Annotated in this window: 24 protein-coding genes and 1 tRNA gene; 19 read left to right on the top strand and 6 right to left on the bottom strand. The window is 64.0% G+C overall.

Annotated elements, in window-relative coordinates:
• Positions 1 to 2: 2 nt before the first annotated feature.
• The 5 genes from B2P87_RS03945 (at position 3) to B2P87_RS03925 (ending at position 3,196) form a co-directional block, all read left to right on the top strand.
• Positions 3 to 1,493 (top strand): AMP-binding protein, encoded by a 1,491-nt coding sequence (locus tag B2P87_RS03945; RefSeq protein WP_141889594.1) that lies wholly within the window; start codon positions 3 to 5, stop codon positions 1,491 to 1,493.
• On the top strand, positions 1,486 to 1,842 hold the full coding sequence (locus tag B2P87_RS03940) for a MaoC family dehydratase (RefSeq protein WP_141889595.1): 357 nt from the start codon (positions 1,486 to 1,488) through the stop codon (positions 1,840 to 1,842). The genes B2P87_RS03945 and B2P87_RS03940 overlap by 8 nt, the downstream gene beginning before the upstream one ends.
• Entirely contained in the window at positions 1,836 to 2,204 is a 369-nt protein-coding gene (locus tag B2P87_RS03935) for a phosphate acetyltransferase (protein WP_141889596.1), read from the top strand. Before B2P87_RS03940 ends, B2P87_RS03935 begins: the two co-directional genes overlap by 7 nt.
• A 434-nt stretch (positions 2,205 to 2,638) precedes the next feature.
• The gene (locus tag B2P87_RS03930; RefSeq protein ID WP_141889597.1) at positions 2,639 to 2,923 is read left to right on the top strand and encodes a hypothetical protein; all 285 of its coding nucleotides are present in this window, start codon (positions 2,639 to 2,641) and stop codon (positions 2,921 to 2,923) included.
• Between the two features lie 183 nt (positions 2,924 to 3,106).
• Positions 3,107 to 3,196, top strand: a tRNA-Ser gene (locus tag B2P87_RS03925).
• Between the two features lie 186 nt (positions 3,197 to 3,382).
• On the opposite strand, the gene B2P87_RS03920 is transcribed toward B2P87_RS03925, so the two are convergent.
• The 4 genes from B2P87_RS03920 to B2P87_RS03905 are packed head-to-tail and all read right to left on the bottom strand — an operon-like array spanning position 3,383 to position 7,599.
• Positions 3,383 to 4,165 (bottom strand): arginine deiminase family protein, encoded by a 783-nt coding sequence (locus B2P87_RS03920; protein WP_141889598.1) that lies wholly within the window; start codon positions 4,163 to 4,165, stop codon positions 3,383 to 3,385.
• A gap of 4 nt (positions 4,166 to 4,169) precedes the next feature.
• Positions 4,170 to 5,774: a 5-guanidino-2-oxopentanoate decarboxylase gene (locus B2P87_RS03915; protein WP_141889599.1), complete on the bottom strand. Its 1,605-nt coding sequence runs from the start codon at positions 5,772 to 5,774 to the stop codon at positions 4,170 to 4,172.
• Complete coding sequence (locus tag B2P87_RS03910; RefSeq protein ID WP_141889600.1) at positions 5,771 to 6,955, bottom strand: pyridoxal phosphate-dependent aminotransferase; 1,185 nt, start codon at positions 6,953 to 6,955, stop codon at positions 5,771 to 5,773. The genes B2P87_RS03915 and B2P87_RS03910 overlap by 4 nt, the downstream gene beginning before the upstream one ends.
• Positions 6,952 to 7,599, bottom strand: a complete 648-nt coding sequence (locus B2P87_RS03905; RefSeq protein WP_141889601.1) for a TetR/AcrR family transcriptional regulator — start codon at positions 7,597 to 7,599, stop codon at positions 6,952 to 6,954. The genes B2P87_RS03910 and B2P87_RS03905 overlap by 4 nt, the downstream gene beginning before the upstream one ends.
• Before the next feature lie 96 nt (positions 7,600 to 7,695).
• Here B2P87_RS03905 and B2P87_RS03900 point away from each other — a divergent pair, with 96 nt between their 5' ends.
• From B2P87_RS03900 to B2P87_RS03850, 11 genes are all read left to right on the top strand, one after another.
• A complete protein-coding gene (locus B2P87_RS03900; RefSeq protein ID WP_141889602.1) occupies positions 7,696 to 8,493 on the top strand; it encodes an ABC transporter ATP-binding protein in 798 nt (265 codons plus the stop codon).
• A gap of 39 nt (positions 8,494 to 8,532) precedes the next feature.
• The gene (locus tag B2P87_RS03895; RefSeq protein WP_141889603.1) at positions 8,533 to 9,297 is read left to right on the top strand and encodes a transporter substrate-binding domain-containing protein; all 765 of its coding nucleotides are present in this window, start codon (positions 8,533 to 8,535) and stop codon (positions 9,295 to 9,297) included.
• A gap of 9 nt (positions 9,298 to 9,306) precedes the next feature.
• Positions 9,307 to 10,053, top strand: a complete 747-nt coding sequence (locus B2P87_RS03890; RefSeq protein ID WP_141889604.1) for an ABC transporter permease — start codon at positions 9,307 to 9,309, stop codon at positions 10,051 to 10,053.
• Positions 10,050 to 10,811 (top strand): ABC transporter permease, encoded by a 762-nt coding sequence (locus tag B2P87_RS03885; protein WP_027236590.1) that lies wholly within the window; start codon positions 10,050 to 10,052, stop codon positions 10,809 to 10,811. The genes B2P87_RS03890 and B2P87_RS03885 overlap by 4 nt, the downstream gene beginning before the upstream one ends.
• A 138-nt stretch (positions 10,812 to 10,949) precedes the next feature.
• Positions 10,950 to 11,414 (top strand): hypothetical protein, encoded by a 465-nt coding sequence (locus tag B2P87_RS03880; protein WP_244940775.1) that lies wholly within the window; start codon positions 10,950 to 10,952, stop codon positions 11,412 to 11,414.
• The gene (locus B2P87_RS03875) at positions 11,405 to 13,594 is read left to right on the top strand and encodes a NosR/NirI family protein (protein ID WP_141889605.1); all 2,190 of its coding nucleotides are present in this window, start codon (positions 11,405 to 11,407) and stop codon (positions 13,592 to 13,594) included. Before B2P87_RS03880 ends, B2P87_RS03875 begins: the two co-directional genes overlap by 10 nt.
• Before the next feature lie 11 nt (positions 13,595 to 13,605).
• The gene (gene nosZ / locus B2P87_RS03870; protein ID WP_141889606.1) at positions 13,606 to 15,513 is read left to right on the top strand and encodes a TAT-dependent nitrous-oxide reductase; all 1,908 of its coding nucleotides are present in this window, start codon (positions 13,606 to 13,608) and stop codon (positions 15,511 to 15,513) included.
• A gap of 2 nt (positions 15,514 to 15,515) precedes the next feature.
• Positions 15,516 to 16,784 carry a nitrous oxide reductase family maturation protein NosD gene (locus B2P87_RS03865; RefSeq protein WP_141889607.1) on the top strand — a complete coding sequence of 423 codons (1,269 nt, stop codon included), beginning with the start codon at positions 15,516 to 15,518 and terminating at the stop codon, positions 16,782 to 16,784.
• Complete coding sequence (locus B2P87_RS03860) at positions 16,777 to 17,673, top strand: ABC transporter ATP-binding protein (RefSeq protein WP_141889608.1); 897 nt, start codon at positions 16,777 to 16,779, stop codon at positions 17,671 to 17,673. Before B2P87_RS03865 ends, B2P87_RS03860 begins: the two co-directional genes overlap by 8 nt.
• Positions 17,670 to 18,491, top strand: a complete 822-nt coding sequence (locus tag B2P87_RS03855; RefSeq protein WP_058287757.1) for an ABC transporter permease — start codon at positions 17,670 to 17,672, stop codon at positions 18,489 to 18,491. The genes B2P87_RS03860 and B2P87_RS03855 overlap by 4 nt, the downstream gene beginning before the upstream one ends.
• Positions 18,488 to 19,006: a nitrous oxide reductase accessory protein NosL gene (locus B2P87_RS03850; protein ID WP_141889609.1), complete on the top strand. Its 519-nt coding sequence runs from the start codon at positions 18,488 to 18,490 to the stop codon at positions 19,004 to 19,006. The genes B2P87_RS03855 and B2P87_RS03850 overlap by 4 nt, the downstream gene beginning before the upstream one ends.
• 21 nt (positions 19,007 to 19,027) lie before the next feature.
• Here the strand turns inward: B2P87_RS03850 and hisD are convergent, their stop codons facing one another.
• Positions 19,028 to 20,305: a histidinol dehydrogenase gene (hisD, locus tag B2P87_RS03845; RefSeq protein ID WP_141889610.1), complete on the bottom strand. Its 1,278-nt coding sequence runs from the start codon at positions 20,303 to 20,305 to the stop codon at positions 19,028 to 19,030.
• Positions 20,306 to 20,453: 148 nt separating this feature from the next.
• Entirely contained in the window at positions 20,454 to 21,425 is a 972-nt protein-coding gene (locus tag B2P87_RS03840; RefSeq protein ID WP_141889611.1) for a LysR family transcriptional regulator, read from the bottom strand.
• A gap of 180 nt (positions 21,426 to 21,605) precedes the next feature.
• Between B2P87_RS03840 and B2P87_RS03835 the strand changes: the two genes are divergently transcribed.
• The 3 genes from B2P87_RS03835 (at position 21,606) to B2P87_RS03825 (ending at position 24,770) form a co-directional block, all read left to right on the top strand.
• Entirely contained in the window at positions 21,606 to 22,601 is a 996-nt protein-coding gene (locus B2P87_RS03835; protein WP_141889612.1) for an ABC transporter substrate-binding protein, read from the top strand.
• 100 nt (positions 22,602 to 22,701) lie between these two features.
• Positions 22,702 to 23,508 (top strand): taurine ABC transporter ATP-binding protein, encoded by an 807-nt coding sequence (locus tag B2P87_RS03830; protein ID WP_141889613.1) that lies wholly within the window; start codon positions 22,702 to 22,704, stop codon positions 23,506 to 23,508.
• Complete coding sequence (locus tag B2P87_RS03825) at positions 23,505 to 24,770, top strand: ABC transporter permease (protein ID WP_141889614.1); 1,266 nt, start codon at positions 23,505 to 23,507, stop codon at positions 24,768 to 24,770. Before B2P87_RS03830 ends, B2P87_RS03825 begins: the two co-directional genes overlap by 4 nt.
• Positions 24,771 to 24,812: the final 42 nt, after the last annotated feature.

Raw genomic sequence — 24,812 nt, 5'->3', positions numbered from 1 at the left:
CGATGTTCGATGTGATCCCGGATATGGCCGCTAAACGGGCGGCATTAACCCCCGACGCTTTGGCTTTTCACGACACCTCCACCGGCGAGGACTGGAGTTTTGCCCGGATCAATGCCGCGGCAAACGCAGTTGCTGCGGGGGTCAAAGCACAAGGCCTGGCAGAAGGCGACCGTGCCGCCATCATCTGCCAGAACCGGGTGGAGTTCTTCATTGCCTTGTTTGCCTGCCAAAAGACCGGGATCGTTCTGTGCCCGCTGAACTGGCGCCAGCCAGCACCGGAGCTGGTGGAAACCCTGGACCAGGTTGGCATCTCTTTGCTGCTGACAGACGCGGAGTTTCAGGCCACAGCCCGCGAAGCCGCGGCAGATATCGGCGCACCGGTTCTGACAATCGAGGAAGATCTTGCCGGCTGGATCAGGGACGGCGGCCCCGCTCTCAACGCTCCGGTGCCAGCCGGACAGCCCTGGTATCTGCTGTTCACCTCCGGCACCACCGGCCTACCCAAGGCGGTCATCCAAACGGCAGGCATGGCCTGGGCCAATGCAGTGAATATCGGGCAGGCCATAGATATTGCATCAACCGACCGCGCCGTGTGCTTCCTGCCACTGTTTCACACCGCGGGTATCAACCTTTACACTTTACCGGTTTTCCTGACCGGCGGCAGCTCAACCATTCTGCCGAAATTCGAGCCGGAAACCGTGCGGAGCCTTTTGGCGTCCGGGCAGATCAATCAGTTCTTCGGCGTGCCGGCGGTTTATCAGGCGCTGGCGCTGCTGCCAGGCATCGGAGACCTGGATTGGACACCGATCCGTTGCGGCTGCGGCGGGGCGCCGCTGCCCGAACCCTTGATCCGCTTTTTTGCCGCTAGGGGCGCCAATGTGCTGAACGGGATGGGGATGACCGAAACCGGGCCTACCGTTTTCCTGATGGATCCGGCCCGCGCGGCAGAGAAGATCGGGTCGGTGGGGAAGCCGCAAAGCCTTGTCGACGTGCGGCTGGCCGGCGTGGCCGAGGGGGCCGAAGGGGCGGGCGAGCTGCAGCTTCGCGGTCCGGGCGTCACGCCGGGATATTTCGCCAACCCCGAAGCAACGGCCAAGACTTTTACCCGGGATGGCTGGCTCGCCACCGGCGATGTCGCGCGGCGGGACGCGGACGGCTATTACTACATCGTCGACCGCATCAAGGACATGTTCATTTCAGGCGGCGAAAACGTCTATCCGGCGGAGGTGGAGCGGGTGCTGAACGCCCATCCCGCTATTCTGGAAGCAGCGGTTGTGGGGCTTCCCGACGCCAAGTGGGGCGAAGCGGGCGCGGCCTTTGTGATGCTGCGCCCTGGCCAGACCGTCAGCCCCGAAACATTGCGCCCGTGGTGCCGGGAACGGCTGGCCGGGTACAAGGTGCCCGCGCATGTGCGGATTGTCCAGGACTTCCCCCGCACGGCCGCAGGCAAAGTATGCAAACCCAAATTGCGCGAGGATTTTTCCGATGATTGACCTAGAGGAGCGCTGGACCCCAACGCAGGCAGATTTCGATGCCTTCGCCAAAGTGTCAGGTGATGACAACGCGATCCATGTTGATCCGGAGTTTTGCGCCAAAACGGCCTTTGGCCGGACGGTGAGCCACGGGATGCTGATCTATGCCAAGCTTTGGGGAATGCTGAAGCGCTATGACGCCGGGCTGTCTCAGGTCAGCCAAAGCCTGATGTTCCCGAACCCGGCCTTTGCAGGCGAAGAACTGAGGTTGCGGATCGCCGAAGAGGCCCCCGGCCTGGTGAGGATGCTGGTCACACGGGTGGCGGATGGCGCGGAATGCCTGACCGGAGAGGCAGAGATCACATGCTGAGGACAGGGCAGACGGCGCGGATAACGCGCAGCTACACCCGGGACGATCTGGCGGCCTATGCGGCCTTGAGCGGCGCCAGTGCCGGCTGTGTGCCGGAACCGCTGATTGCGGCTCTGTTCTCCTATCTATTGGGGGTGGAACTGCCGGGATCTGGCACCAACTATCTGAAGCAGGATCTGGCTTTCAAAGCGCCCGCACCGCTGGATACTTCACTGGAGGCCAAAGTGGAAATCATCCGGCTGCGGCCGGAAAAGCATCTTGTGGACCTTTGGGCCAGTTGCACTGCGCCGGATGGAACGGTCATCTGCGAAGGCCGCAGTCTGGTCAAAGCCAAAGACGTTCCGGGCGCCTTCTCGGCATGAGTGACAGAGGACGGGTCCGGTCCGGGCTGTTCCGGCTGGGCACTGTTTTACTGATTCCGAGCGGCCTGGAGCGGTGCCCTGGGCAATTCCCGTCTCTCTCAACGGAGGCTGCTTCCCGCGTCACGTCAGCTCGCCCGGCCGGGTGCTCATGCGGTTGATAGTCTGGAACTGGGCAGGCCCGAGCCGAGCGAAGGGCGTTCCAGACCGGTTCCGCCTGCACCTGCAGAAGGCAGACATTGGTGCCGGCAATGGCGGATTTCCCGGAGATCGTGAAGCTGGCGAGGTCGTCGCACTGGAGTAACGTCCAAGTTTTGAACTGGCCGTTGAGACCCCACAAGGACTTCCGCGGACCCCCGGCAGATGCACTGCCGCATGGCGGGCCTGAATTGCTTGCGGCCTTCGAGCGCGCCGTTTGAGCTGCTGGAGCATGACTGATGGATATTCTGGTCAGGCTTCCGGACGCATCATGCCTTCGTCCCGAAGCCGCCAAGCGGTACCGGATTCCGGGCAGGACGCCCGTGCATCGACTGCATCCGGAGAGGCTCTCCGCCGACCAGTTTAATGAATCCTCGAAGGCAAATGCGCGCTTCTCCCCCATAGTGGATTGGAGAGATAAAGTCATTCCGGCGATCGACGGTGCCGAAACTTTCGAATGTGCCGTCGCGGAGAACAGGGGCGCGCTCGGGAACTTGAATGCCGGGGATTGCACCTCTGGGTGATTCAAAAGTGGAAGGGTGATCAGGAAATACACGCTTTGAGCGATGACCAGATTTTGCCCAAAACCATCGTAATTCGAGGCCTTTCAGCGCCATTTCAACGGCTTGAAGCCGATAAGGCGTTTTGTGAGAAAAAGAGAAATTTCGCCTTGCATCCCGTACGCTTGCGCAGATATACGGGTCAGCGGAGACGTGGCCGAGTGGTCGAAGGCGCTCCCCTGCTAAGGGAGTAGGCGGGAAACCGTCTCGTGGGTTCGAATCCCATCGTCTCCGCCATTTTCCTCAATCCATAAGTGGCTAATGTCTAGCGCCCATCGGGCGGCTAAGGCGGCCTGCCTGCGGCCGTTGGCGCAGGGAGTTCCTTGCCGGGAAAAGCGCCGGGACCGGCGGCAGGCCTTGGTTTCGCACCCTTCAGACGGTCCCCCGCCTGTCAGAAGAAAACCCCGGCCTGCCGCTGAAGTATCAGAAGCGCAGGGACAGGCAGGACATGCCGCCGTCCAGCTTGGCGCAGTCGGTATTGTCGATCTCGGCGATCTCGAAACCGGCCTTGTCCAGCATCTCGGCGGTGCGGGGGAAGCCTGCGGCCATAAGCACAAGATTGTTGAACCGGATGGCGTTGGCGGCGGCTTCCTCGCCGTCGGCCACATGCAGAACCCGGTAGCCCTCGAAACAGCCCGATGCGTCCAGGCGCTTGGTTGCCAGGATCGTCTCGGCATCCATCAGGGAGCAGTCGGTCTTGAAGTGCAATACGCCTTCGGGGGTGAAGACCTCACGCAGAGAGTGGCCCCATTCCGCGGCGAGCTCGGCCAGTTCGGCGACGCCCGCAGCGTCGGTGCGGTCGGAGCGGCCGACCAGGATTTCCTTGCCAGTCACCAGGATGTCGCCGCCTTCGATGCGGCCGGGGCCGGTGATTTCGCGGACGTCATCATAACAGACCCGCAGGGTGGGAGCCATCTCGGCCACTTCGCCCAGACGCGACGGCGCGCCGGGGCGCATCAGGATTGCGCCCTGCGGCAAACACAGGGCGGTGTCCTCGACAAACTGAGCGTCGGGGTAGGCCTCCAGCGGTTCAAGCTCGATCACCTCCGCACCGGTGCTGCGCAGGGCGGAGACATAGGCAGCGTGCGCTTTCAGCATCGTGTCAAGGTTCGGGTTGCCGGTGTCCTCGGCACGCAGGCCCTGGGCGATGGTTGAGGCCGGGCGGCGGGTGATGGCGCGGGTGAACTCAAAGGTGGGGTTTCGCATGGGGTTACTCCTGGGCCGGAGAGGATCCGGTGATTTCGATTTCGACAAGGGAAGGGGTTCCGCGGCGGCTGGCCTCTTGGAGGGCAGCGGCAATGGCTTGCGGGTCCATCGGGGCGCGGGTGTACGGGATGCCGAAGGACGCGGCGGCGGGGCCGAATTCCGGAGGCGTGGGGTCGCAGCCGACGACGGGGACGTCCACGGCTTCCATCGAGGAGGCGATTTCGCCGTAGCCGCGGTTGTTCCAGATCACAAAGGTGATAGGCAGGGTTTCGTCCACGGCGGCCATGATTTCCGGCAGCGAGAACTGCGCGCCGCCGTCGCCGGCAATGCAGATCACTTGCGCAGACGGATCGGCAACCGAAGCCCCGATGGCGGCGGGGATGCCGTAGCCAAGCGCGCCGTATCCGGTGGCGGCGTTGAACCAGCCGCCGGGGCGATCGTGGTCGTAATAGAGGTTGCCGGCATAGACCGGCTGGGTGGAGTCGCCCACCATCAGCGCACCGGGCACAGCATCGCGTATGGCGTTCAGCACCTCGACCTGGGCCCGGTACTGCGGGCCGATCTCTTCCAGGGCGGCGGTGCGGGCGTGTTTGGCACGCGCGGCACCCTGGCTTTGCTTTGGCAGCGCGGGCAATGCGTCGAGCAGGGCGGCGGCTGCCTCGTCTGCGCGGCCGGTTATGGCGATCTCCGCTGCGTGCCTAGCCAGCTGGCCGGCACATATGTCGACCCGGATCAGCCCTGGCATCCGGGCCATGCCGCCGGTGGCGTACATGTCGTAATCGGTTGGCCCCAGTTCAGTGCCCAGCGCCAAGACGCAATCGGCGTCCTCGATCAGCGTGCGGACCGCCTGCAGGCTGGGGCTGGCCGGGACGGTCAGCGCATGGCTGTGCATCAGCCCGCGCGCGTTGACGGTCTGCACCACCGGCGCATCCAGGTGTTCAGCCAGGGCCTGAAGCTCTGCGCCGGCACGCTTAGCGCCGCCGCCGGCCAGGATCACCACCTTGTCGGCTGTTGAAAGCCTGTTTGCGGCCTTGGAAATTTCGTCCGGGTCGAGTGGCAGCTGGGCCGTCGCGGGGTGAGGAGTGCCGTCCCGCGCAGAAGCGCCAGCCACGTCCAGCGGGATCTGGATGTGGGCGGGGCCGGGGCGGCCTGCTGTGAAGGGGGCAAAGGCGCGGTCCAGGGCTGCGTCCAGGTCCTCGGGCCGTGCTACGTGTTCTGACGTCAGCGCCACGGTCTTGGCCAAAGCGTGCTGATCCGGAAGTTCGTGCAGGTGGCCGCGGCCCTTGCCCAATGTCCCGGTGGCGTTGACCCCTGAAACCACCAGCACCGGCACGGAATCCGCGCGGGCCTGGGCCATCGGGGTCAACGTGTTGGTAAGGCCGGGGCCGGTGATGACAAACGCCACGCCAGGCTGGCCGGACACCCGGGCATAGCCATCGGCCATAAAGCCTGCCCCTTGTTCATGGCGGGGTGTTATGTGGCGGATACCGGACTCTGCCAGACCGCGGTACAGCTCGACTGTATGCACCCCGGGGATGCCGAACACGCAGGTAACACCGCGCGCCTTCAGCCCCGCAACCAGGGCTTCGCCAACTGTTGTCTTGCTCATGCGACGCTCCTGGACTTGCGGTTTGCGTGAGCCGCGATCCGGTCGAGGGCGGCGGCAAAGCTCTCGTCATCAATTGTCAGGGCAACGCGCACCCAGTGCTTGAGGCCTTCGCCAAAGGCAGAGCCGGGCATCACGGCAACGCCGCTCCCCAGCAGGTCCCAGGCATAGGCATCGCCGTCCATGCCGGTTGATGTCACGTCGATCAGCGCGAACATGCCGGCCTCGGGGCGGTGCACCCGCAGATGGGTTTCTCCATGCAGGCGCTGTTCCAGAAGTGCGGCGCGGGCGGCAAAGCGGGCGGCCATACCTGCGGCGACGGAAGAGCCTTCGCGCACCGCCTTTTCGGTCATGTCGGCGATGAAGGGCTGGTTGCCGAACAGCATCGTCTCCGAGACCGGCAGCAGCGCGGAGCAGAAGTCCTCAGGGCCAACGCACCAGCCGCTGCGGAAGCCCGGCGCGGCGTGGGATTTGGAGATTGAGGAAACCGCGATCACCCGATCTGCCAGGGCTGGATCGGAGAGCGGGGAGACGAACTCCGCGCCCTCGAACACCAGATGCTCATAAACCTCGTCGGAGATGATCCAAAGGTCATGCTGCACCGCCAGCTCGCCGATTTCGCGCAGGTCCTCAGCGGTCAGGATGGCGCCGGTGGGGTTGTGAGGGGTGGTCAGCAAAATGGCGCGGCTGCGTGGGGTGATGCGGGCGGCGATGTCGCTGGCCTGCATCCGGAAGCCGGCTTCAGGCCGCAGCGGCACCGGCACCATATCCGCACCCGTCGCGCGGATCACGCCCTCGTAGGTGGCATACATCGGGTCGCCCGCCAAAACCTCGGTGCCGGGTTCGGCAACGCCCTGCAGCACCGCGTAAAGCGCGGTCTGGGTGCCAGGGAAACACAGGATGTTCTCCGGACCGAACTCGCGCCCGCGGCTGGCCGCATAGGTCGCGGCCAGGGTGGCGCGCAGTTGCGCCTCGCCGCGGCCGTCGGAATACCCTGTGCGGCCCGCCTGCATCGCCTGCGCGGCGGTCTCGACCAGGTCCGGCGGCGTCGGCACGTCAGGCTCGCCGATGGTCATTTCCACCAAGTCGGCCCCAGCCGCGGCCATCTGCCGTGCTTTCAGATGCACTTCCCATTTTCCGCCGCCCAGTCCGGCCAGCCGTTCGGTGATTGCTGTCAGCCTCATGCCGTTGCAGCCTCCTGCTCCAAATTCAAACCTGTAATCGCGGCAACGGATTGCCGTCCGATGCCTGCCAGCTCACCCGGCGCAAAGGCGTCCGGAAGGGCGCCGCCCTCCAGCCACAGCCCGTCGATCACCGCGTTGCAGGCAATCGCCAGCTGCCGCAGCCGGGAGGTGCCGGCGGGGCAGCCCGCTTCCTGCAGTGCGGCAGCAATCAGCCCCTCCAGAAAGTCGCGGAAATACCCATAGGTGCGTTCGTGGGTGGCCTTCATCTGCTCATCCTGCTGCACCTTGTTAAGGAAACTTGCCCAAAGCGCGATGGACCGCGGATCCACCACCGGCGGCGTCAGAGAAGCGTTTACAAAGGCGGTGAGCCGCTCCAGCGCGGTGCCGTCTGCCCCGGCTGCGGGGGCAAAGGTCTGGTCGGTCATGGCGGTCATATGGTGTTCGTAGGCGGCGATGATCAGCTCTTCCTTGGAGCTGAAATAGTGCCGGATCAGGCCCTGGGTGACGTCGGCGCGCTCGGCGATGCCCCGCACAGTGGCCCCGCGCACGCCGTTTTCCGCCACCAGTTCCAGCGTGGCGAGAATCAGCGCCTCCTTCCGGGCCTCGGCGGATTCGCGTTTGAATTTGCGGCGGTCGTCGCTCACCCCAGCTCCTGTTTTTGCTTGGCAGAGAAATTATACGCTTGCATAATTACTGGAGTCGCGGCTTACTGCAATCGGAAATTTCAAGGTGACACAACAATGGACACAGCCACTGCCGCCGCATCCGTCCCGGAGACCGGCACCCCCCGCGAAGCCATCCGGGTGGAGGATTTGCACAAGTCCTTTGGCAATCTGGAGGTGCTCAAGGGCGTGGACCTGACGGCGCGGCAGGGGGATGTTGTTGCGATTATCGGCGGCTCAGGCTCCGGCAAGTCGACCATGCTGCGCTGCATCAATTTTCTGGAGACGCCAAGCTCCGGCAAGATCGTGATCGGCGGCGAGGAAGTGGCAATGCGGGCTGATGGCAGCCCAGCCAATCAGAAGCAGATCGAAAAGATCCGGACCAAGCTGGCGATGGTGTTCCAGCAGTTCAACCTGTGGACCCACCGCACCCTTCTGGAAAACGTGATCGAGGTGCCGGTGCATGTGCTGAAAGTGCCCAAGGCGCAGGCGATTGAGCGCGCCCGCGAACTGCTGGAGCGGGTTGGGCTAGGCGGCAAGGAGGACACTTTCCCCGCCTATCTGTCCGGCGGCCAGCAGCAGCGCGCGGCGATTGCCCGCGCACTGGCGGTGAACCCGTCGGCGATGCTGTTTGACGAGCCGACCTCGGCGCTGGACCCGGAACTGGTGGGGGAGGTGCTGACGGTGATCCGCGATCTCGCCGCCGAGGGGCGCACCATGCTGCTGGTCACCCACGAGATGAAATTCGCGCGCGAAGTCGCGAACCACGTTGTTTATCTTTACCAGGGCCGCATTGAAGAGCAGGGGCCGCCTGCCGAGGTCTTTGGCAACCCGCAATCAGACCGGCTGAAGCAATTTCTGAGCTCAGTCGCCTGACGCACAACTGTCTCAATAAAATCAACAGGGAGAGACCATATGAAACTGAAAGCACTGCTTGCCGCTGCCACTGCAGCTGCTGCCCTTACCGCCGGTGCCGCTGCTGCGGAACAGGTCAAGATCGGGATCGCCGCCGAACCCTATCCGCCGTTTGCCTCGCTCGACAGCTCCGGCAACTGGGTCGGATGGGAGGTCGAGGTGATCGGCGCCGTTTGCGCCGCTGCCGCACTGGACTGCGTGATCACGCCGGTGGCCTGGGACGGCATCATCCCGTCGCTGACCGGCCAGCAGATCGACGCCATCATGGCCTCCATGTCGATCACCGAGGAGCGGCAGAAGACCATTGATTTCTCCGACCCCTATTACAACACGCCTGCCGTGATCGTGGCCGACAAGTCGATGGATATCGAACCCACCCCGGAATCGCTGGCGGGCAAGATCGTCGGCATCCAGGCCTCGACCATCCACCAGGCCTATGCACAGGAATACTTCAAGGATGCGGAGCTGAAGGTCTACCAGACCCAGGATGAGGCCAACCAGGACCTGTTTGCGGGCCGCATTGACGCGACCCAGGCGGACAGCATCGCGATGGCGGATTTCGTGAACTCCGACACCGGCAGCTGCTGCGAGATCAAGGGCGCGGTGGCAGATGATCCGGCGATCCTGGGCAAGGGTGTCGGCGCGGGCGTGCGCAAGGGCGACGACGCGTTGCGCGAGGCGCTGAACAAGGGCATCGCGGCGATCCTGGCCGATGGCACCCACGAGAAGATCACTGCCAAATACTTCACCACCAGCATCTACTAAGGCGCTGACGTGACCGGACTGCTTGAACTACTGGGCCTTGGCGCCAGCGCGGAGCTGCTGTCGCTGTCGGGCTGGGGCGGCAACCTGCTGCGCGGGCTTGCCAACTCCCTGCAGATTGCCTTTGGCGCTTTCGGGCTGGGGCTGGTGATCGGGCTGTTCGGGGCTTACGGCAAACTCTACGGCGGGAAGGTCACGCGTGATCTTCTCGCCATCTACACCACGGTGATCCGGGCGGTGCCGGAACTGGTGCTGATCCTGATCCTTTACTACGTCGGCAGCGATATCATCAACAAGATCTCCGAGGCGATGGGCGGCGGCCGGGTCGAGATCAACGGCGTTGCGGCCGGCATCTGGGTCTTGGGAATTGTGCAGGGGGCCTATGCCACCGAAGTCCTGCGCGGCGCCATCAAGGCGGTGCCGGTGGGGCAGATCGAGGCGGCTAAGTCCTATGGCATGCCGGCCTTCATGACCATGCGGCGGGTGACGATCCCGGCGATGATGAGCTTTGCGGTGCCGGGGCTGGCAAACCTGTGGCTGATCGCCACCAAGGACACCGCGCTGCTGGCGGTGGTCGGCTTCAACGAACTGACGCTGGAAACCCGCCAGGCGGCCAGCAGCACGCGGGCCTATTTCACCTTCTTCCTGGCGGCCGGGTTCCTGTACCTGATGGTGACGCTGTGCTCCGGCGCGGTCTTTGCCCGTGTCGAAAAATGGGCGCGGCGCGGCCAGCCCTCGCTGAAGGGGGGCACCCGATGATCAGCCTTAAGGAACTGATGCAGCCGCACCGCATCGTGATGATGCTGGTCTTCGCGGGCATCGTGATCTGGTGCGCCTTCGCGCTGCGCTGGGACTGGATCCCGAAATACACGCCGCTGGCGCTGGAGGGGCTGTGGACGACGATCTGGATTCTCGTGGTCTCCACTTTCCTCGGCTTCCTCTTGGCGGTGCCGCTTGGATTGGCGCAGGCCGTCGGTCCTTGGTATCTGTCTATCCCTGCGCGCACCTTCTGCACCATCATCCGCGGCACACCGCTCCTGTTGCAGATCTGGCTGCTCTACTACGGGCTGGGGTCGCTGTTTCCGCAGTTTCCCTGGATCCGCTCGTCCGAGCTGTGGCCTTACCTGCGCCAGGCCTGGCCCTATGCGGTGCTGGCGCTGACGCTGTCTTATGCGGGCTATGAAGGCGAGGTGATGCGGGGCGCGTTTTCCGGTGTGGCCAAGGGTCAGCTGGAGGCGGCCAAGTCTTTCGGCATGCCGCGCTTCACCATGTTCCGCCGCATCTGGCTGCCGCAGGCGGTGCGCAATGTCCTGCCGACCCTGGGCGGTGAGACCATCCTGCAGCTGAAGGCAACGCCGCTGGTGGCGACTATCACGGTGATGGAAATCTATGCCGTGTCGTCGCGCGTGCGGTCCGATACATTCATTGTCTATGAGCCGCTGTTGCTGCTGGCGCTGGTCTATATGGCGATTGCCGGAGTGATCGCGCTGGCCTTCCGGCGGTTTGAGAAAGGCTGAGCAGACGGGCGCTTAGGCCATTTTGCGGTGAATTGACGAATGTTCGGGAATTTCAGGTTTATCTGACATACATCAAATAACGGCCCTGCGGTTCCCCGTAGTGTCAGCGGCAAATGCAGCAAGAGAATCTTGTAACAGATGCCGCGCACCCTTTTCATATCCACTGCTTGCCGCGCCGGGCTGTTCCGGCGGCTGGCGGGGATGTGCGCGGCATTCATGCTGGTGCTGCAGGTGGCCTTTCCCGGTGCGGGGCAGGCCGCGGCTGGCGGCGAGTGGATCGAAATCTGCGGCGAGTTCGGCGTGGTGGAGATGCAGGTCGTCGGCGATGACAGCGAAGACACGCAGGACTGCCCGAAATGCAGCACCTGCGCCCTGTGTGCGGCTGAAAACGGGGCCGGGCCGGTAAGCGTGCTGCGGGCCGGCCTCAGCCGGGCGGCAGAATGCGCCGTGCTGCTGCCTGCAGGCACTGCGGTGCGGCCGAACCCGGCGCAATATTGGCATGACGGCCGCGGACCTCCGCTGGCAAACAAAATAGAACCCGAACGCGCCCTGGGCGCGTCCATGGCAGCCACTCAAAATAAAGGAGAGGCGCCTTGGTCCTGACACGCGCCTTGCGGGGCTGGCTGACAGCCCTCGTGATAACCATCGCCGCGCTTGTCGCTGCGGCGGCTGAGGCGGACAGCCTCGATTCCTTCCTGACAGAACTGACACCCGCCGATCTGGTGCCCGGCGCCGACGGTTTTGGCCCGGTGCGCAGCGATGTGCCGGTGGCGCCGGTGCTGAAGGCAGGCGAGACAGTTGCCTATGCCTTTCTGACCTCCGATTTCGTCGGCACAACCGGCTACAGCGGCAAGCCGATCCATGTGGTGGCAGCAATTGACACCAATGCGGTGCTCACGGGTGTGAAACTGGTCAAACACTCCGAACCGATCGTGCTGATCGGCATTCCGAACTCCAAGATGGTCAAGCTGACCGAAAGCTATGCCGGGCTGGACCTGAAGGCCGAGGCGGCGGCAGGCGGCGATGCCCATGACCTCGACATCATTTCCGGCGCGACAGTGACCATCATGGTGATCGACGACAGCCTTGTGCGCGCCGGCATCAAGGTGGCGCGTGCGCTGGGCCTGGGGGGCTTGTCGCCGGTGCAGCCGGATGGGCCCAAGCGCGAGGTCGACATGGCCCGCGAGGAGGTCGCGGACTGGACCACGCTGGCGGGCGACGGCTCTGTGCGGCGGATGACGCTGGACGTCGGCCAGATCAACACGGCCTTTGAGGCCACCGGCGACCAGCGCGCGATCCGGCGGCGGGAGCGCGGCGCGCCGGACGACACCTTCATCGACATGCATATGGCTCTGGTATCCGTTCCCTCCATCGGCAAGTCGCTGCTGGGCGAGGCGGAATACCAGAACCTCACGTCCTGGCTGAAGGAGGGCGAGCACGCCATTCTGGTACTCGGGCGCGGCAGTTACAGCTTCAAGGGCTCTGGCTACGTGCGCGGCGGGATTTTCGACCGGGTCCAGCTGATCCAGGGCGATGCCTCGGTGCGCTTCTTTGACCGCCAGCACAAGCGGCTGGGGTCGCTGGCCACAGCGGACAGCCCCAGCTTTGCCGAGCTGGACCTGTTCAAGATCCCGGCGGATGCGGAGTTCGACCCGGCTGAACCGTTCCGCCTGCAGCTCTTGGTGCAGCGCTCCGTGGGCGCGCTGGAGCGGGCGTTCCTGACCTTCGATCTGGGTTACAAGCTGCCGGAACAGTACCTGCTGCCCGCCGCGCCTGCGCCCAAGGTGGTGGAGGATGACACCAGCGAGGCCGCCGCCAAGGCCGCCCTGTGGCAGCGGATCTGGAAAGACCGCACCGTCGAGATCGGTGTTCTTGCCGTGATGCTGCTGGTGCTGACTGGGGTATTCTTTTTCCAGTTCCAGGCGACTGTGAACGCGCGCACCTTCTACTGGTTCCGGATCGGTTATCTGACCGTCACTCTGGTGTTCCTGGGCTGGTACGCCAATGCGCAGCTGAGCGTGGTCAACCTGATGGCGCTGGCGGGGTCTTTGCGCAGCGGCTTCTCCTGGGACGCGTTCCTGCTGGACCCGCTTGTCTTCATCCAGTGGTTTGCGGTTGCTGCTGCGCTCTTGTTCTGGGGCCGCGGCGCCTATTGCGGCTGGCTGTGCCCGTTCGGCGCGCTGCAGGAGCTGACCAACAAGATCGCCCGCGCCTTCAAGGTGCCGCAGATCACCCTGCCGTGGGGCCTGCATGAACGCCTGTGGCCTGCAAAATACATGATCTTCCTCGGCCTGTTCGCTGTATCGATGGTGTCGATCCCGCTGGCCGAAACCTACGCCGAGGTGGAGCCGTTCAAGACCGCAATCATCCTGAAATTCGTGCGCGACTGGCCGTTTGTGGTCTTTGCCGTGGCGCTCTTGCTGGCCGGGCTGTTCATCGAACGGTTCTACTGCCGCTACATGTGCCCGCTGGGCGCGGCGCTGGCGATCCCGGCGCGGGTGCGGATGTTCGACTGGCTGAAGCGCTATCATGAGTGCGGCCACCCCTGTCAGACCTGTGCCAACGAGTGCCCCGTTCAGGCGATCCACCCGACGGGTGAGATCAACCCGAACGAATGTGTGAACTGCCTGCATTGCCAGGTTCTCTATCAATCCGAAGCTAAATGCCCGGTTGTCATCAAACAGCTGAAACGCCGGGCCAAGACCGGCAGCCCCGCACCGGACATTGCTCTGGGCCGGCCGCCTGCCAATCACCCCAACGCGAACAGGATCAAAGTTTCCTGAAGGAGGACATCATGTCTGAAGACCTGAATAACAAACTGCCCGTCACCCGCCGCGGCCTCTTGGGGGCCACCGCCTCCGGTGCCGTGCTGGCGGCCACCGGTGCCGGCTCCGCCCTGCTGGGCGCCAGGCCTGCACAGGCCGCAGGCGTCAACCTGGCGCCGGGCGAACTGGATGAATACTACGGCTTCTGGTCCTCGGGCCAGACCGGCGAACTGCGCATCCTGGGCGTGCCGTCCATGCGCGAGCTGATGCGGATCCCGGTGTTCAACCGCTGCTCCGCCACCGGCTGGGGCCAGACCAACGAGTCCAAGAAGATCCTGACCGAGGGCCTGCTGCCGGAGACCAAGGAATTCCTGGCCGCCAACGGCAAGGAAACCTATGACAACGGCGACCTGCACCACCCGCATATGTCGTTCACCGACGGCACCTATGACGGCCGTTACCTGTTCATGAACGACAAGGCGAACACCCGTGTGGCACGGGTGCGCTGCGACGTGATGAAATGCGACAAGATCATCGAGATCCCGAACGCCAAGGACATCCACGGCCTGCGCCCGCAGAAATTCCCGCGCACCGGCTATGTCTTTGCCAACGGCGAGCATGAGGCGCCGCTGGTGAACGACGGCCAGATCCTGGATGATCCGTCGCAATACGTGAACATCTTCTCCGCCATCGACGGCGACACCATGGAAGTCGCTTGGCAGGTGATCGTCTCGGGCAACCTGGACAACACCGACTGCGATTATCAGGGCAAATACGCCTACTCGACCTCCTACAACTCGGAAATGGGCATGACCCTGGCCGAGATGACAGAGAACGAGCTGGATCACGTGGTTGTCTTCAACATCGCGGCCATCGAAGCGGCCATCGAAGCCGGCGAGTACCAGGAGCTGAACGGCGCCAAGGTGGTTGACGGCCGCAAGGACGCGCCGGGCAAGCTGACCCGCTATATCCCGATCCCGAACTCGCCGCACGGCATCAACACCGCACCGGACAAGAAGCACGTCTGCGTCAACGGCAAGCTGTCGCCGACCGTCTCGGTGATCGACGTCGAGAAGCTGGACGCGCTGTTTGATGCCGACGCCGATCCGCGCTCGGCCATCGTGGCGGAACCGCAGCTGGGCCTTGGTCCGCTCCACACCGCCTTCGACAACCGCGGCTATGCCTACACCACCCTGTTCCTCGACAGCCAGGTGGTGAAGTGGGACATCGCCAAGGCGATTGAGGCCTATGCCGGCGCCGATGTGGACCCGATCCTCGACAAGGTCGATGTGCAGTACCAGCCGGGCCACAACTCCACCTCCATGGGCGAAACCGCCGAGGCGGACGGCAAGTGGCTGATCTCGATGAACAAGTTCTCCAAGGACCGGTTCCTGAACGTCGGCCCCCTGAAGCCCGAGAACGAGCAGCTGATCGACATCTCCGGCGACAAGATGAAGGTGGTCCACGACGGCCCGACCTTTGCAGAGCCGCATGACTCGATCATCGTGCACCGCTCCAAGGTGAACCCGGCCAGCATCTGGGACCGCAACGACCCGATGTGGGAAGATGCGCGCAAGCAGGCCGAGGCGGATGGCGTCGATCTGGACGACTATCAGGACACCATCATCCGCGATGGCGACAAGGTGCGGGTCTACATGTCGAGCCAGGCGCCGAACTTCAGCCTTGAGAAGTTTACAGTGAAGCAGGGCGACGAGGTCACTGTCTACGTCACCAACCTGGATGACATCGACGACCTGACCCACGGCTTCTGCCTGTCGAACTTCGGCGTCGCGATGGAAGTCGGGCCGCAGGCCACAGCCTCCGTCACCTTCAAGGCGGAGCGCCCGGGCGTGCACTGGTACTACTGCCAGTGGTTCTGCCACGCGCTGCACATGGAGATGCGCGGCCGGATGCTGGTCGAGCCGCGGAGCGCATAAACATGAAACGGCTCCTGCCCATATCCTTTGTTGCGGCTCTCTTCTGCCTGACGCCCGCCTGGGCGGCGGACTGGGATGTGCCCAACCGGGCAGGGGCCATCACTGAAACACTGGCGCAGGCGGCGGATGGCGACACCCTCCGCCTCGCTCCGGGCGAATACGCCGAAACCCTGGTGCTGGACCGCCCTGTCATCATTGATGGCCAGGGCCATGCCACACTGGACGGCCGGGGGCTGGGGTCGGTCATCACGGTGACTGGCCCCGGCGTTACCGTGCAGAACCTGACGGTTGTTGGCTCCGGCTCTTCGCACCAGGAGATCGACAGCGGCATCAAGCTGACCAAGACCGCAAAGGCGCCGCAGATCCTGAACAACGTGCTGCTGGGCAATCTGTACGGCGTGGATATTCATGGGGCGAAAGACAGCCTGGTGCAGGGCAACCGGATCGAGGGGCGCCTCGACCGGCACATGAACGCCCGCGGCAACGGGGTCTATGTCTGGAACGCGCCGGGCGCGGCGGTGGACGGCAACGACATCCGCTTTGGCCGCGACGGGATCTTTGTGAACAGTTCCAAGAAGAACGCGTTCACCAACAACACCTTCCGCGACCTGCGGTTCGCTGTGCATTACATGTACGCCGACAATTCCGAGGTCTCGGGCAACGTCTCGATCGGCAATCACCTGGGCTATGCGGTGATGTTCTCCAAACGGGTCAAGGTGACCGGGAACGTTTCGCTGAATGACCGCGACCACGGGGTGATGCTGAACTATGCCAACCAGGGCGAGATACGCGGCAACTATGTGAAGGGGGCGAGGGATAAATGCACCTTCCTCTATAACGCTCACAAGAATGATTTCTCCGGCAACTGGTTCGAGGGCTGCGGCATCGGCATCCACTTTACCGCCGGCAGCGACGGCAACCGGATGGTTGGGAACGCCTTTGTCGGCAACCGGCATCAGGTGAAATTCGTCTCCACCAAATGGGTGGAATGGAGCGAGGAGGGCCGGGGCAATTACTGGTCTGATTTCGCAGGTTTCGATGTGGACGGGGACGGCATCGCCGATGCCCCCTACCGTCCGAACGACAGCATGGACCACGTGCTGTGGACACAGCCGGCGGCAAAACTGCTGATGGGATCGCCCGCGGTGCAGCTGGTGCGCTGGTCGCAGTCGGCGTTTCCGGCGCTGCTGCCCGGCGGGGTGATCGACAGCCACCCGCTGATGCGGCCAGAGCGGCCCGATGCCGCCAGAAAGGTTGAACAGGATGGATAACTTTCCGCTGCAGATCCGCGCGCTGGACAAGTTCCGCGGCAAGACACAGGTGCTGCATGGCATCGATCTGGACATTGCGCCGGGGGAACGGCTGGCGCTCTTGGGCCACAACGGTGCGGGCAAGTCGACCTTGATCAAGGCGGTGCTGGGCCTGATCCGGCATGAGGGCGGCAGCATCCGCATCTGCGGTGCAGCCCCCGGCAGCGCCGCGGCGCGGGCCGCCACTGCCTTTCTGCCGGAGGCGGTCAGCTTTCACCCGGCACTGACGGGGCATGAGCAACTGACACTGTTTGCCCGCCTGGCCGGCGAACGCGCGGATATCGATGGCCTCCTGGAACGGGTTGGCCTGGGCGAAGCGATGCACCGCCGCATCGGTGCCTATTCCAAGGGGATGCGGCAGCGTCTGGGGCTGGCGCAGGTGCTGCTGGGCCGCCCGAAACTGGCGCTGCTGGACGAACCCACCAGCGGGCTGGACCCGATTTCGCGCCAGGACCTTTATGCCATCATCAACGAGCTGGCGGAACAGGGCGCGGCGGTGCTGATCGCCTCCCATGCGCTGACAGAGGTGGAGGCGCGCACCGACCGCATCGCCATCTTGCGCAAGGGCATCAAGGTGGCGGACGACACGCTCGCGGGCCTGACGTCGCAGGCCGGCCTTCCGGTCAAGCTGCGGGTGCAGGCAAACGGCACGCACGCCGACCGGATCGCTGTTGAAACCGGCGGGCGGCGGATCAACGGCGCCTCGGTTGAGATCCTGTGCTCGCCGCAGGACAAGATGGCTGAACTGCGCAGGATCGCCGCCTTGGGCGACGCGGTGGCCGACATCGACATGGTGCCGCCGCGGCTGGAAGACCTTTACCGCCATTACTCCGGGGAGGACCGCAAATGAGACGTGCCTTTGCCATTGCCCGTGCCGAGATGCTGATCCTGCGCCGCAACCGCTGGCTGTTCATGGCGACGCTGATCATGCTGGCCTTTGCGCTGGCGCTGTCCTTTGCCGGGTCGGCCCCAACGGGGACGCTGGGGGTGGACATGCTGACGGTCTCGGTCGCCTCGATGACCACCCTTTCAGTCTACCTCGCACCGCTGCTGGCGCTGATGATGGGGTTTGACGCGGTGGCAGGCGACCGCGACCGGGGCAGCCTCGCCCTGTTGCTCGCTTATCCCGCGGGGCGGGGAGAGATACTGCTGGGCAAGCTGATGGCCCATCTGGCCGCATTGGCGGTTGCCATGTGCATCGGCTTCGGCGCGGCGGGGGCCGTTGCGGCCTGGTTCGGCGGCGCCGGGGCGGAGAGCCTGATGGCGTTGGGGCGGCTGGTGCTGACCTCGATCCTGCTGGGGGCGGTGTTCCTGGTTCTGGGGTATGCCCTGTCGGCGCTCAGCAGCGGGGCAACGGCGGCCGCGGGCCTGTCGGCGGGTGTCTGGCTGGTGTTTGTGGTGCTTTATGACCTTGGCCTTTTGGGCGCTGTGGTGATGGACAGCGGCGGGGTCTTCACCCAAAAGGTCTTCCCCTGGGTGATGGTCGCCAACCCGGCAGATGCGTTCCGGCTGTGGAATGTGGCGGCGTCTGAAAGCGTGGCCTTGTCCAGCGGCATGGCAGGCGCAGCCAGTGCGCTGCCGGGCTGGGCCGCACCGCTGTCGCTTTTGCTGTGGCCCGTGCTGGGATTCCTGCTGGCCTGTGCTGCATTCCGGAGGGTGGAGCCATGAAACGCCTGGCCTTGGCCGCTGCGCTGGTCCTGTCCGCCTGCCAGGAGGAAGAGGCCAAAGCGCCGCCTGCACCGGTCGAGCTGACCGAGGTTGCGCTCAGTTACTTCTGCCAGATGAATGTCGCTGAACACGGCGGACCGAAGGGGCAGATTCACCTGGACGGCTTCCCGGCGCCCCTGTTCTTTGCCCAGGTGCGCGATCTGGCCGCCTATGTGAAAAGTCCGGAACGGGATGCGGAGATCACCGCCATTTACGTGAGCGACATGGGGGCGGCGGCAAGCTGGGACCAGCCCGGCAGCAACAACTGGATTGATGCCAGCGAGGCGCATTTTGTGGTCGGCTCCAATGTGGCTGGCGGCATGGGGGCGCCGGAGGTGGTGCCGTTCGCCTCAGCCGAGGCAGCTGCGCAGTTCATGGACCTCTATGGCGGCACCGTCACCGGGTTTGAAGGCATTCCCGACGATGCCGTGCTGGGGCCGGTCGATCTGGACCAGCGGCTGGAAACGCCGTCCTGAGACCGGCGTTTCCGCAGGGCCTCAGACCGTTTCCGGCTGCAGCCGCATCTCTGCGGCGATGGCGTGGCCTTCCATTCCCTCCATGCGGCTGATCCTAGCTGTGCGCTGGGCCAGTTCGTGTGAGGCGGCGGCGTTGCAGCGCTGCCAGGTCACGGTCTTGGTGAACTTGTGCACCGACAGCCCGCCGGTATAACGCGCGGCGCCGCTGGTCGGCAGCACGTGGTTCGGCCCTGAGGTCTTGTCGCCGAACGACACCGTGGTCTCCTTGCCCAGGAACAGCGAGCCATAGGCGGTGAGGCGGTCCAGCCACCAGTCCAGATCCTCAGCCTGCACCTGCAGATGTTCGGGCGCGTAGCGGTCGGCCACCTGCGCGGCTTCCTCGCGGCTGTCGCACAGGACCACTTCGGCGCGTTCGTGCCAAGCACGGTGGGCGGCAGAGAGGTTGGGTTCTGGCAACTGGTCAATCAGCGCCTGCGCGCGGGCCATGACCCCCTTGGCCAGCGGCTCGCTGGTGGTGACCAGCCAGACCGGGCTGTCGGCGCCGTGTTCTGCCTGACTGACCAGATCCCAGGCGACGGTTTCCACCTCTGCGGTGTGATCGGCAATCAGCAGGGAGTCCGTGGGGCCTGCAAACATGTCGATGCCGACCTCGCCGAACAGCATCCGCTTGGCCTCCGCCACATAGGAATTGCCGGGGCCGACCAGGATGTCGGCGGGCTGCGACCCGAACAGGCCCTGCGCCATGGCGGCAATGCCCTGCACCCCGCCCAGGTTCAGGATCAGGTCCGCGCCGCACAGGTCCATGGCATAGATGATCGCATCGGGAATGCCGCTGCCGGGGCGCGGCGGCGAGACTGCGGTGATATGCGGCACGCCTGCCACTTTGGCGGTGGTGATGGTCATCAGCGCGCTGGCGATATGGCTGTAGCGCCCGCCCGGCACATAGCAGCCGGCGCTGGACACCGGGATCTGCTTCTGGCCCGCGATCAGGCCGGGGATCACCTCCACCTCGCATTCCCCCATGGTGGCCTTCTGCGCCTCGGCAAAGCGGCGGATATTGGCGTGGGCGAACTGAATGTCTTCCTTCGTCTGCGGCGAAACACGGTTGCAAGCGGCGCGGCGCTGGGCATCCGTCACCACAATCGGGCCGGTCCAGCCATCCAGCTTTTCCGCATAGCTGCGCACTGCCTCCTCGCCCACGCGCCGGATATTGGCAAGCATTACCGCGACGGTGTCGCGGATATCGCTGTTCTCGGCAGCCGGGCGCGGCTGGGCCTGTTTCAGATAAGTGATTGCCATGATCCATTTCCCTTGAAAGGCCGCCGGTTGTGCGGGGAAGCGCACGGTGCGGTTTGCGCTTTAAACAGCGCTCAAGGGCTTAAACGGTCAAGCCAGGGACCGGTGGTTTCGAGAAACACGAATGTTTGTTTCGAATTGGGGTCTGCCCTTATACGTCCTGCGCCGGCAGCGTCCGGAACTCCTCGGCCAGCCAGGGGAAACGGGCGCTGATCGGATCGGTGAAATGATGGCGCAGAGACTTTTGCAGCGCCTCGTGGATCAGCTGCGACGTGGCCGCCGGATAGACGCTGGATGTGAACAGCGACACCGTCCGGGCAAAGCTCTTGCCTGGAAAGCGCACGACCTTGACCTTGTCGTGAAAGCGCTGGGCGCGGTGGTAACTGGCGGCGGTGGTCACGGTCCAGCCGCTGCTTTCGGCCACCAGGCCGATGATCGACTGATTGCATTCCAGCTCAAACCGGTTGGGCAGCGAGATCTTGAGCCGGGTCAGCTGGGTTTCGATCTGCTTGCCGATGGTGTGGTCGCGGGAATAGCGCAGGAACGGCAGCGGCGCCTCCGGTTTGGTCAGCTCCTCAACGCTGCCGCTGTATGCGGCGGGCACCACCAGAATGAACGGATCGCGCATCAAGGGGTACTCGATCAGATCCGGCAGCAGCCCCGCCGGGCGGGTGGCGACGCCGGCATCCAGTTTCTGCTCCTGCAGCTTTGCGATGATCTCATGGCTGGGCCGGGTGTAGTGGCGGAAATTGCAGCGGGGCAGGGCGGTGGACAGGAACTGGAACAGCTCCGGGCCGACTTCATTGTCGAAATCATCCAGCAGCGCCATGCGCAGATCGGTGGCGTGCTGCCAGCTGCCGGAGCGGATCTCCGCCTCGCCGCGTCTGAGCGTCATCAGCCCCTCATGGACGTAGCGGGCATAGACGACTCCGGCCGGGGTCAGCCCCATCGGGCGGCGGGTATGATCCACCAGATCCACCCCCAGCGCGCTTTCCAGACTGCGCAGGTGATTGGACACGGTGCTGATCGACAGGCCGGTTTCAGCAGCAACCTTTTGTATTGATCCTGACTTTGAAATAAGCTGGAACACCTCCAGCCACCTCAGGCTTAGGGATTTCTGCACAGGCTGCGCCTCCTGTTCACCAAACTATATCCGTTAAAAACGAAACTAAGTTTTACTTTGGGCGCAAAAGCAACTTTATTCTACTGTGTATTTTCTTCCCGGATATGGTTTGCCGTGCAAAAATAAATGTCCGAGGCCCGCATTGAACGGACCCGGAAAACCACTGGGAGGAGATTCAATATGATTAAAAAGTACCTGCTGACGACTGCTTGCGCCGGCATCGCGGCGCTGTCTGCCTCGCACGCCTCTGCCTTGGATGAGGTCACCGTCGCCTACTTCCTTGAATGGCCGATGCCCTTCCAGTTTGCCAAGGCCAACGGCACCTATGAGGAGGAAATGGGCGTCAAGATCAATTGGGTCTCCTTCGATACCGGCACGGCGATGTCTGCAGCCATGGCCTCTGGCGATGTTCAGATCGCCGTGAGCCAGGGCGTGCCGCCGTTTGTGGTGGCAACCTCCGCCGGGCAGGACCTCCAGGCGGTGGATGTGGCGGTCAGCTATTCCGACAACGACAACTGCGTGGTGGCCGAGGCGCTGGAGATCGACAAGGACAGTGCGGCTGAGCTGAACGGCAAGAAGGTCGGCGTGCCGATCGGCACCGCGGCGCATTACGGCTTCCTGTCGCAGATGGCGCATTTCGGGGTTGATGTCGGCTCGATGGAGATCGTCGACATGGCCCCCGCTGACGGTGCGGCGGCCTTTGCCCAGGGCAACCTAGACATGGTCTGTGGCTGGGGCGGCGCGCTGCGGCGGATGGTGGAGCATGGCAACGTGCTGCTGACCGGTGCGGAGAAGGAAGAACTGGGCATCTTGGTGTTCGACGTGACCAGCGCGCCCGCCGGTTTCGTTGAGTCCGAAGGCGAGCTGCTGAGCAAGTTTCTGAAAGTGACCGCAGACGCCAACGCCATGTGGAACTCGGGCGATCACAAGGACGAGATGCTGCCGGTCATCGCCAAGGACGCAGGCATGGACCTGGCGGATGCCGAAGCCACCATCGCCACCTTCAGCTTCCCGTCAGCAGAGGAGCAGCTGTCGGAGAAATGGCTGGGCGGCGGCGCGCAGACCTTCATGAAGGGCGTGGCCGATATCTTCGTGAATGCGGGCAGCATCGAGGCGGCGCTGGACTCCTATGACGGAACCGTCAACAGCGCGCCGCTAGCCGCCGCGCAGAACTGAACCGCAGCGAACTGAATGTGCCGAACGGTCCGGCTTTCGGGCCGTTCGCATCCCGGCGGGCAGGGCGCAGGCCGCGAAGCCCTAACAGGAGGGGGAGAAGATGGCGGGACTGGACATCAAGAGTGTCTCCATGCGTTTTGACCTGCCCAACGGCAGCTCCGTCCAGGCGCTGAAAGACGTTTCATTGAATTTACAGGCGGGGGAGCTGATGTCGGTGCTGGGGCCGTCCGGGTGCGGCAAGACCACGCTGCTGAACATTCTGGCGGGGTTTCTGGCCCCGACGGAAGGGGTGGTGGAGCTGAACGGGCATGTGGTCACCGGGCCGGACGCGGAGCGCGGGATGGTGTTCCAGAAGGGCGCGCTGTTCGAATGGATGAACGTGCGCGACAACGTGGAATTCGGTCCCCGCATGAAGGGTATGAGGCGGGCCGAGCGCGAGAAGATCTCCGACCACCTGCTGGACATCGTCGGCCTGCAGGACTTCAAGGAGAAGGCGGTTTACGAGCTGTCGGGCGGCATGCAGCAGCGGGTGGCGCTGGCCCGCTGCCTGGCGAATGAGCCGGATGTGATCCTGATGGACGAGCCGCTGGGCGCGCTGGATGCGCTGACGCGGGAAAAGATGCAGGGCTTGGTGCTGAAGCTTTGGAAGGAAACCGGCAAGACCATCATCCTGATCACCCACTCGGTGGAGGAGGCGCTGCTGCTGGGCGAACGGCTGATCGTGATGGCGCCGCGCCCGGGCCGCATCCACCGCGAGTACCAGCTGCCCTTTGCCGAGCGCGGGGTGAATGCCGACCTGCGCGACGTCAAGAAATCCGAAGGCTTCGCCGAGACCCGCGATGAGATCCTGTCGATGATCTGGGAGATGGAAGAGGAGATCATGGGCCGGACGGAGCAGGTGGCATGACGGTACTGCTGTTCTACATCGCGTTGTTCGCCGGCGCCTTTTTCCTGGTGAAGTTCATTCGCAAGGGCATGCAGTCACGGCACGATTTCACCAGCCTGAAGACGGTGACATTCGGCGACGAAAGCGCGGTGAGCCCGGACCGGGCGGCGTCGATCATTTCGGTGCTGGTGATTTTCGTGATCTGGGCGGCCTTCACCGGATCCAAGCTGTTTCCGCTTCATGTGCCGGGGCCGTTCACCGGTGAAACCAGCTTTACCTACACGCTGGAAAACGCCGCGGGCAGCACCGACGATGCGGAAGTCGCCGTCCGGGTGGCCGGATTTGGCGAGGCCAGCTCCAATTTCGAGGTGGACCCCGGCGGCGGCTTTGCCAAAAACGATGCGCTGGCGGCACAGGCCGGGCGGTCCACGACCTTGATCTTCGACCGCAATGATGAGGTCAAACGCAAGGAAGGCGCCAAAGTCGTGGCCATCAACGGGGAGCCGATCGGACCTGGCACGGCTGTGGACACCGGCGACGGCACGGTGACGCTGACCGGAAAGGGCGCCATCAGCTTTACCCCCAGTGCCGGGATGCAGATGAACCCGATCTGGCTGCCGGCCCCGGAAACGGTGGTGGCGCGGTTCTTTGAAATCGCATCCGAGGGCTATCAGAACTTCTCGCTGTGGCAGCACCTGGGCTGGTCGCTGGCGCGGGTGATTGCCGGCTTCGTTGCCGGCGCGATTGTCGGTATTCCGCTGGGCTATGCCATGGGCCTGTCCGGCTGGTTCCGCGGCTGGTTTGACCCGATCGTGGAATTCATGCGCCCGGTTCCGCCTTTGGCGCTGATCCCGCTGGTGATCATCTGGTTCGGCATCTGGGAAACCGGCAAGATCGTTCTGCTGTTCCTGGCCGCACTCTGGATCATGACAATTGCGGCCCGGGCCGGGGTCTCGGGCGTGAACATCTCGAAAATCCACGCGGCCTATTCGCTGGGGGCGTCCAAGTGGCAGATCATGCGGCATGTGATCGTGCCGAACTCGCTGCCGGAAATCTTTACCGGCGCGCGGGTGGCCATGGGGGTCTGCTGGGGCACGGTTGTGGCGGCTGAGCTGGTGGCCGCGCAGAAGGGCGCGGGCATGATGATCATCGCCGCGTCCAAGTTCCAGCTGACCGATATCGTGATCATGGGAATCGTGATGATCGGGATTATCGGCTATGGCATCGACATCCTGATGCGCAAGGCCGAGAACTGGCTGGTGCCGTGGAAGGGCCGCAGCTGATTTGAAGCTGGATGACGCAAAGAAAACGCCTGGGGAGGTTCC

It is taken from the genome of Leisingera sp. UBA4491 (assembly GCF_002388965.1).
Classification (GTDB): Bacteria; Pseudomonadota; Alphaproteobacteria; order Rhodobacterales; family Rhodobacteraceae; genus Leisingera; species Leisingera aquaemixtae.
This window is presented reverse-complemented; position numbering and strand designations above follow the sequence as displayed.

What these genes read in the sequence shown, in the direction of transcription:
- B2P87_RS03945 (WP_141889594.1), top strand. Translation starts at nt 3, where the DNA reads ATGTTCGATGTGATCCCGGATATGGCCGCTAAACGGGCGGCATTAACC.
- B2P87_RS03940 (WP_141889595.1), top strand. Translation starts at nt 1,486, where the DNA reads ATGATTGACCTAGAGGAGCGCTGGACCCCAACGCAGGCAGATTTCGAT.
- B2P87_RS03935 (WP_141889596.1), top strand. Translation starts at nt 1,836, where the DNA reads ATGCTGAGGACAGGGCAGACGGCGCGGATAACGCGCAGCTACACCCGG.
- B2P87_RS03930 (WP_141889597.1), top strand. Translation starts at nt 2,639, where the DNA reads ATGGATATTCTGGTCAGGCTTCCGGACGCATCATGCCTTCGTCCCGAA.
- B2P87_RS03920 (WP_141889598.1), bottom strand. Translation starts at nt 4,165, where the DNA reads ATGCGAAACCCCACCTTTGAGTTCACCCGCGCCATCACCCGCCGCCCG.
- B2P87_RS03915 (WP_141889599.1), bottom strand. Translation starts at nt 5,774, where the DNA reads ATGAGCAAGACAACAGTTGGCGAAGCCCTGGTTGCGGGGCTGAAGGCG.
- B2P87_RS03910 (WP_141889600.1), bottom strand. Translation starts at nt 6,955, where the DNA reads ATGAGGCTGACAGCAATCACCGAACGGCTGGCCGGACTGGGCGGCGGA.
- B2P87_RS03900 (WP_141889602.1), top strand. Translation starts at nt 7,696, where the DNA reads ATGGACACAGCCACTGCCGCCGCATCCGTCCCGGAGACCGGCACCCCC.
- B2P87_RS03895 (WP_141889603.1), top strand. Translation starts at nt 8,533, where the DNA reads ATGAAACTGAAAGCACTGCTTGCCGCTGCCACTGCAGCTGCTGCCCTT.
- B2P87_RS03885 (WP_027236590.1), top strand. Translation starts at nt 10,050, where the DNA reads ATGATCAGCCTTAAGGAACTGATGCAGCCGCACCGCATCGTGATGATG.
- B2P87_RS03880 (WP_244940775.1), top strand. Translation starts at nt 10,950, where the DNA reads ATGCCGCGCACCCTTTTCATATCCACTGCTTGCCGCGCCGGGCTGTTC.
- nosZ (WP_141889606.1), top strand. Translation starts at nt 13,606, where the DNA reads ATGTCTGAAGACCTGAATAACAAACTGCCCGTCACCCGCCGCGGCCTC.
- B2P87_RS03865 (WP_141889607.1), top strand. Translation starts at nt 15,516, where the DNA reads ATGAAACGGCTCCTGCCCATATCCTTTGTTGCGGCTCTCTTCTGCCTG.
- B2P87_RS03860 (WP_141889608.1), top strand. Translation starts at nt 16,777, where the DNA reads ATGGATAACTTTCCGCTGCAGATCCGCGCGCTGGACAAGTTCCGCGGC.
- B2P87_RS03855 (WP_058287757.1), top strand. Translation starts at nt 17,670, where the DNA reads ATGAGACGTGCCTTTGCCATTGCCCGTGCCGAGATGCTGATCCTGCGC.
- B2P87_RS03850 (WP_141889609.1), top strand. Translation starts at nt 18,488, where the DNA reads ATGAAACGCCTGGCCTTGGCCGCTGCGCTGGTCCTGTCCGCCTGCCAG.
- hisD (WP_141889610.1), bottom strand. Translation starts at nt 20,305, where the DNA reads ATGGCAATCACTTATCTGAAACAGGCCCAGCCGCGCCCGGCTGCCGAG.
- B2P87_RS03835 (WP_141889612.1), top strand. Translation starts at nt 21,606, where the DNA reads ATGATTAAAAAGTACCTGCTGACGACTGCTTGCGCCGGCATCGCGGCG.
- B2P87_RS03830 (WP_141889613.1), top strand. Translation starts at nt 22,702, where the DNA reads ATGGCGGGACTGGACATCAAGAGTGTCTCCATGCGTTTTGACCTGCCC.
- B2P87_RS03825 (WP_141889614.1), top strand. Translation starts at nt 23,505, where the DNA reads ATGACGGTACTGCTGTTCTACATCGCGTTGTTCGCCGGCGCCTTTTTC.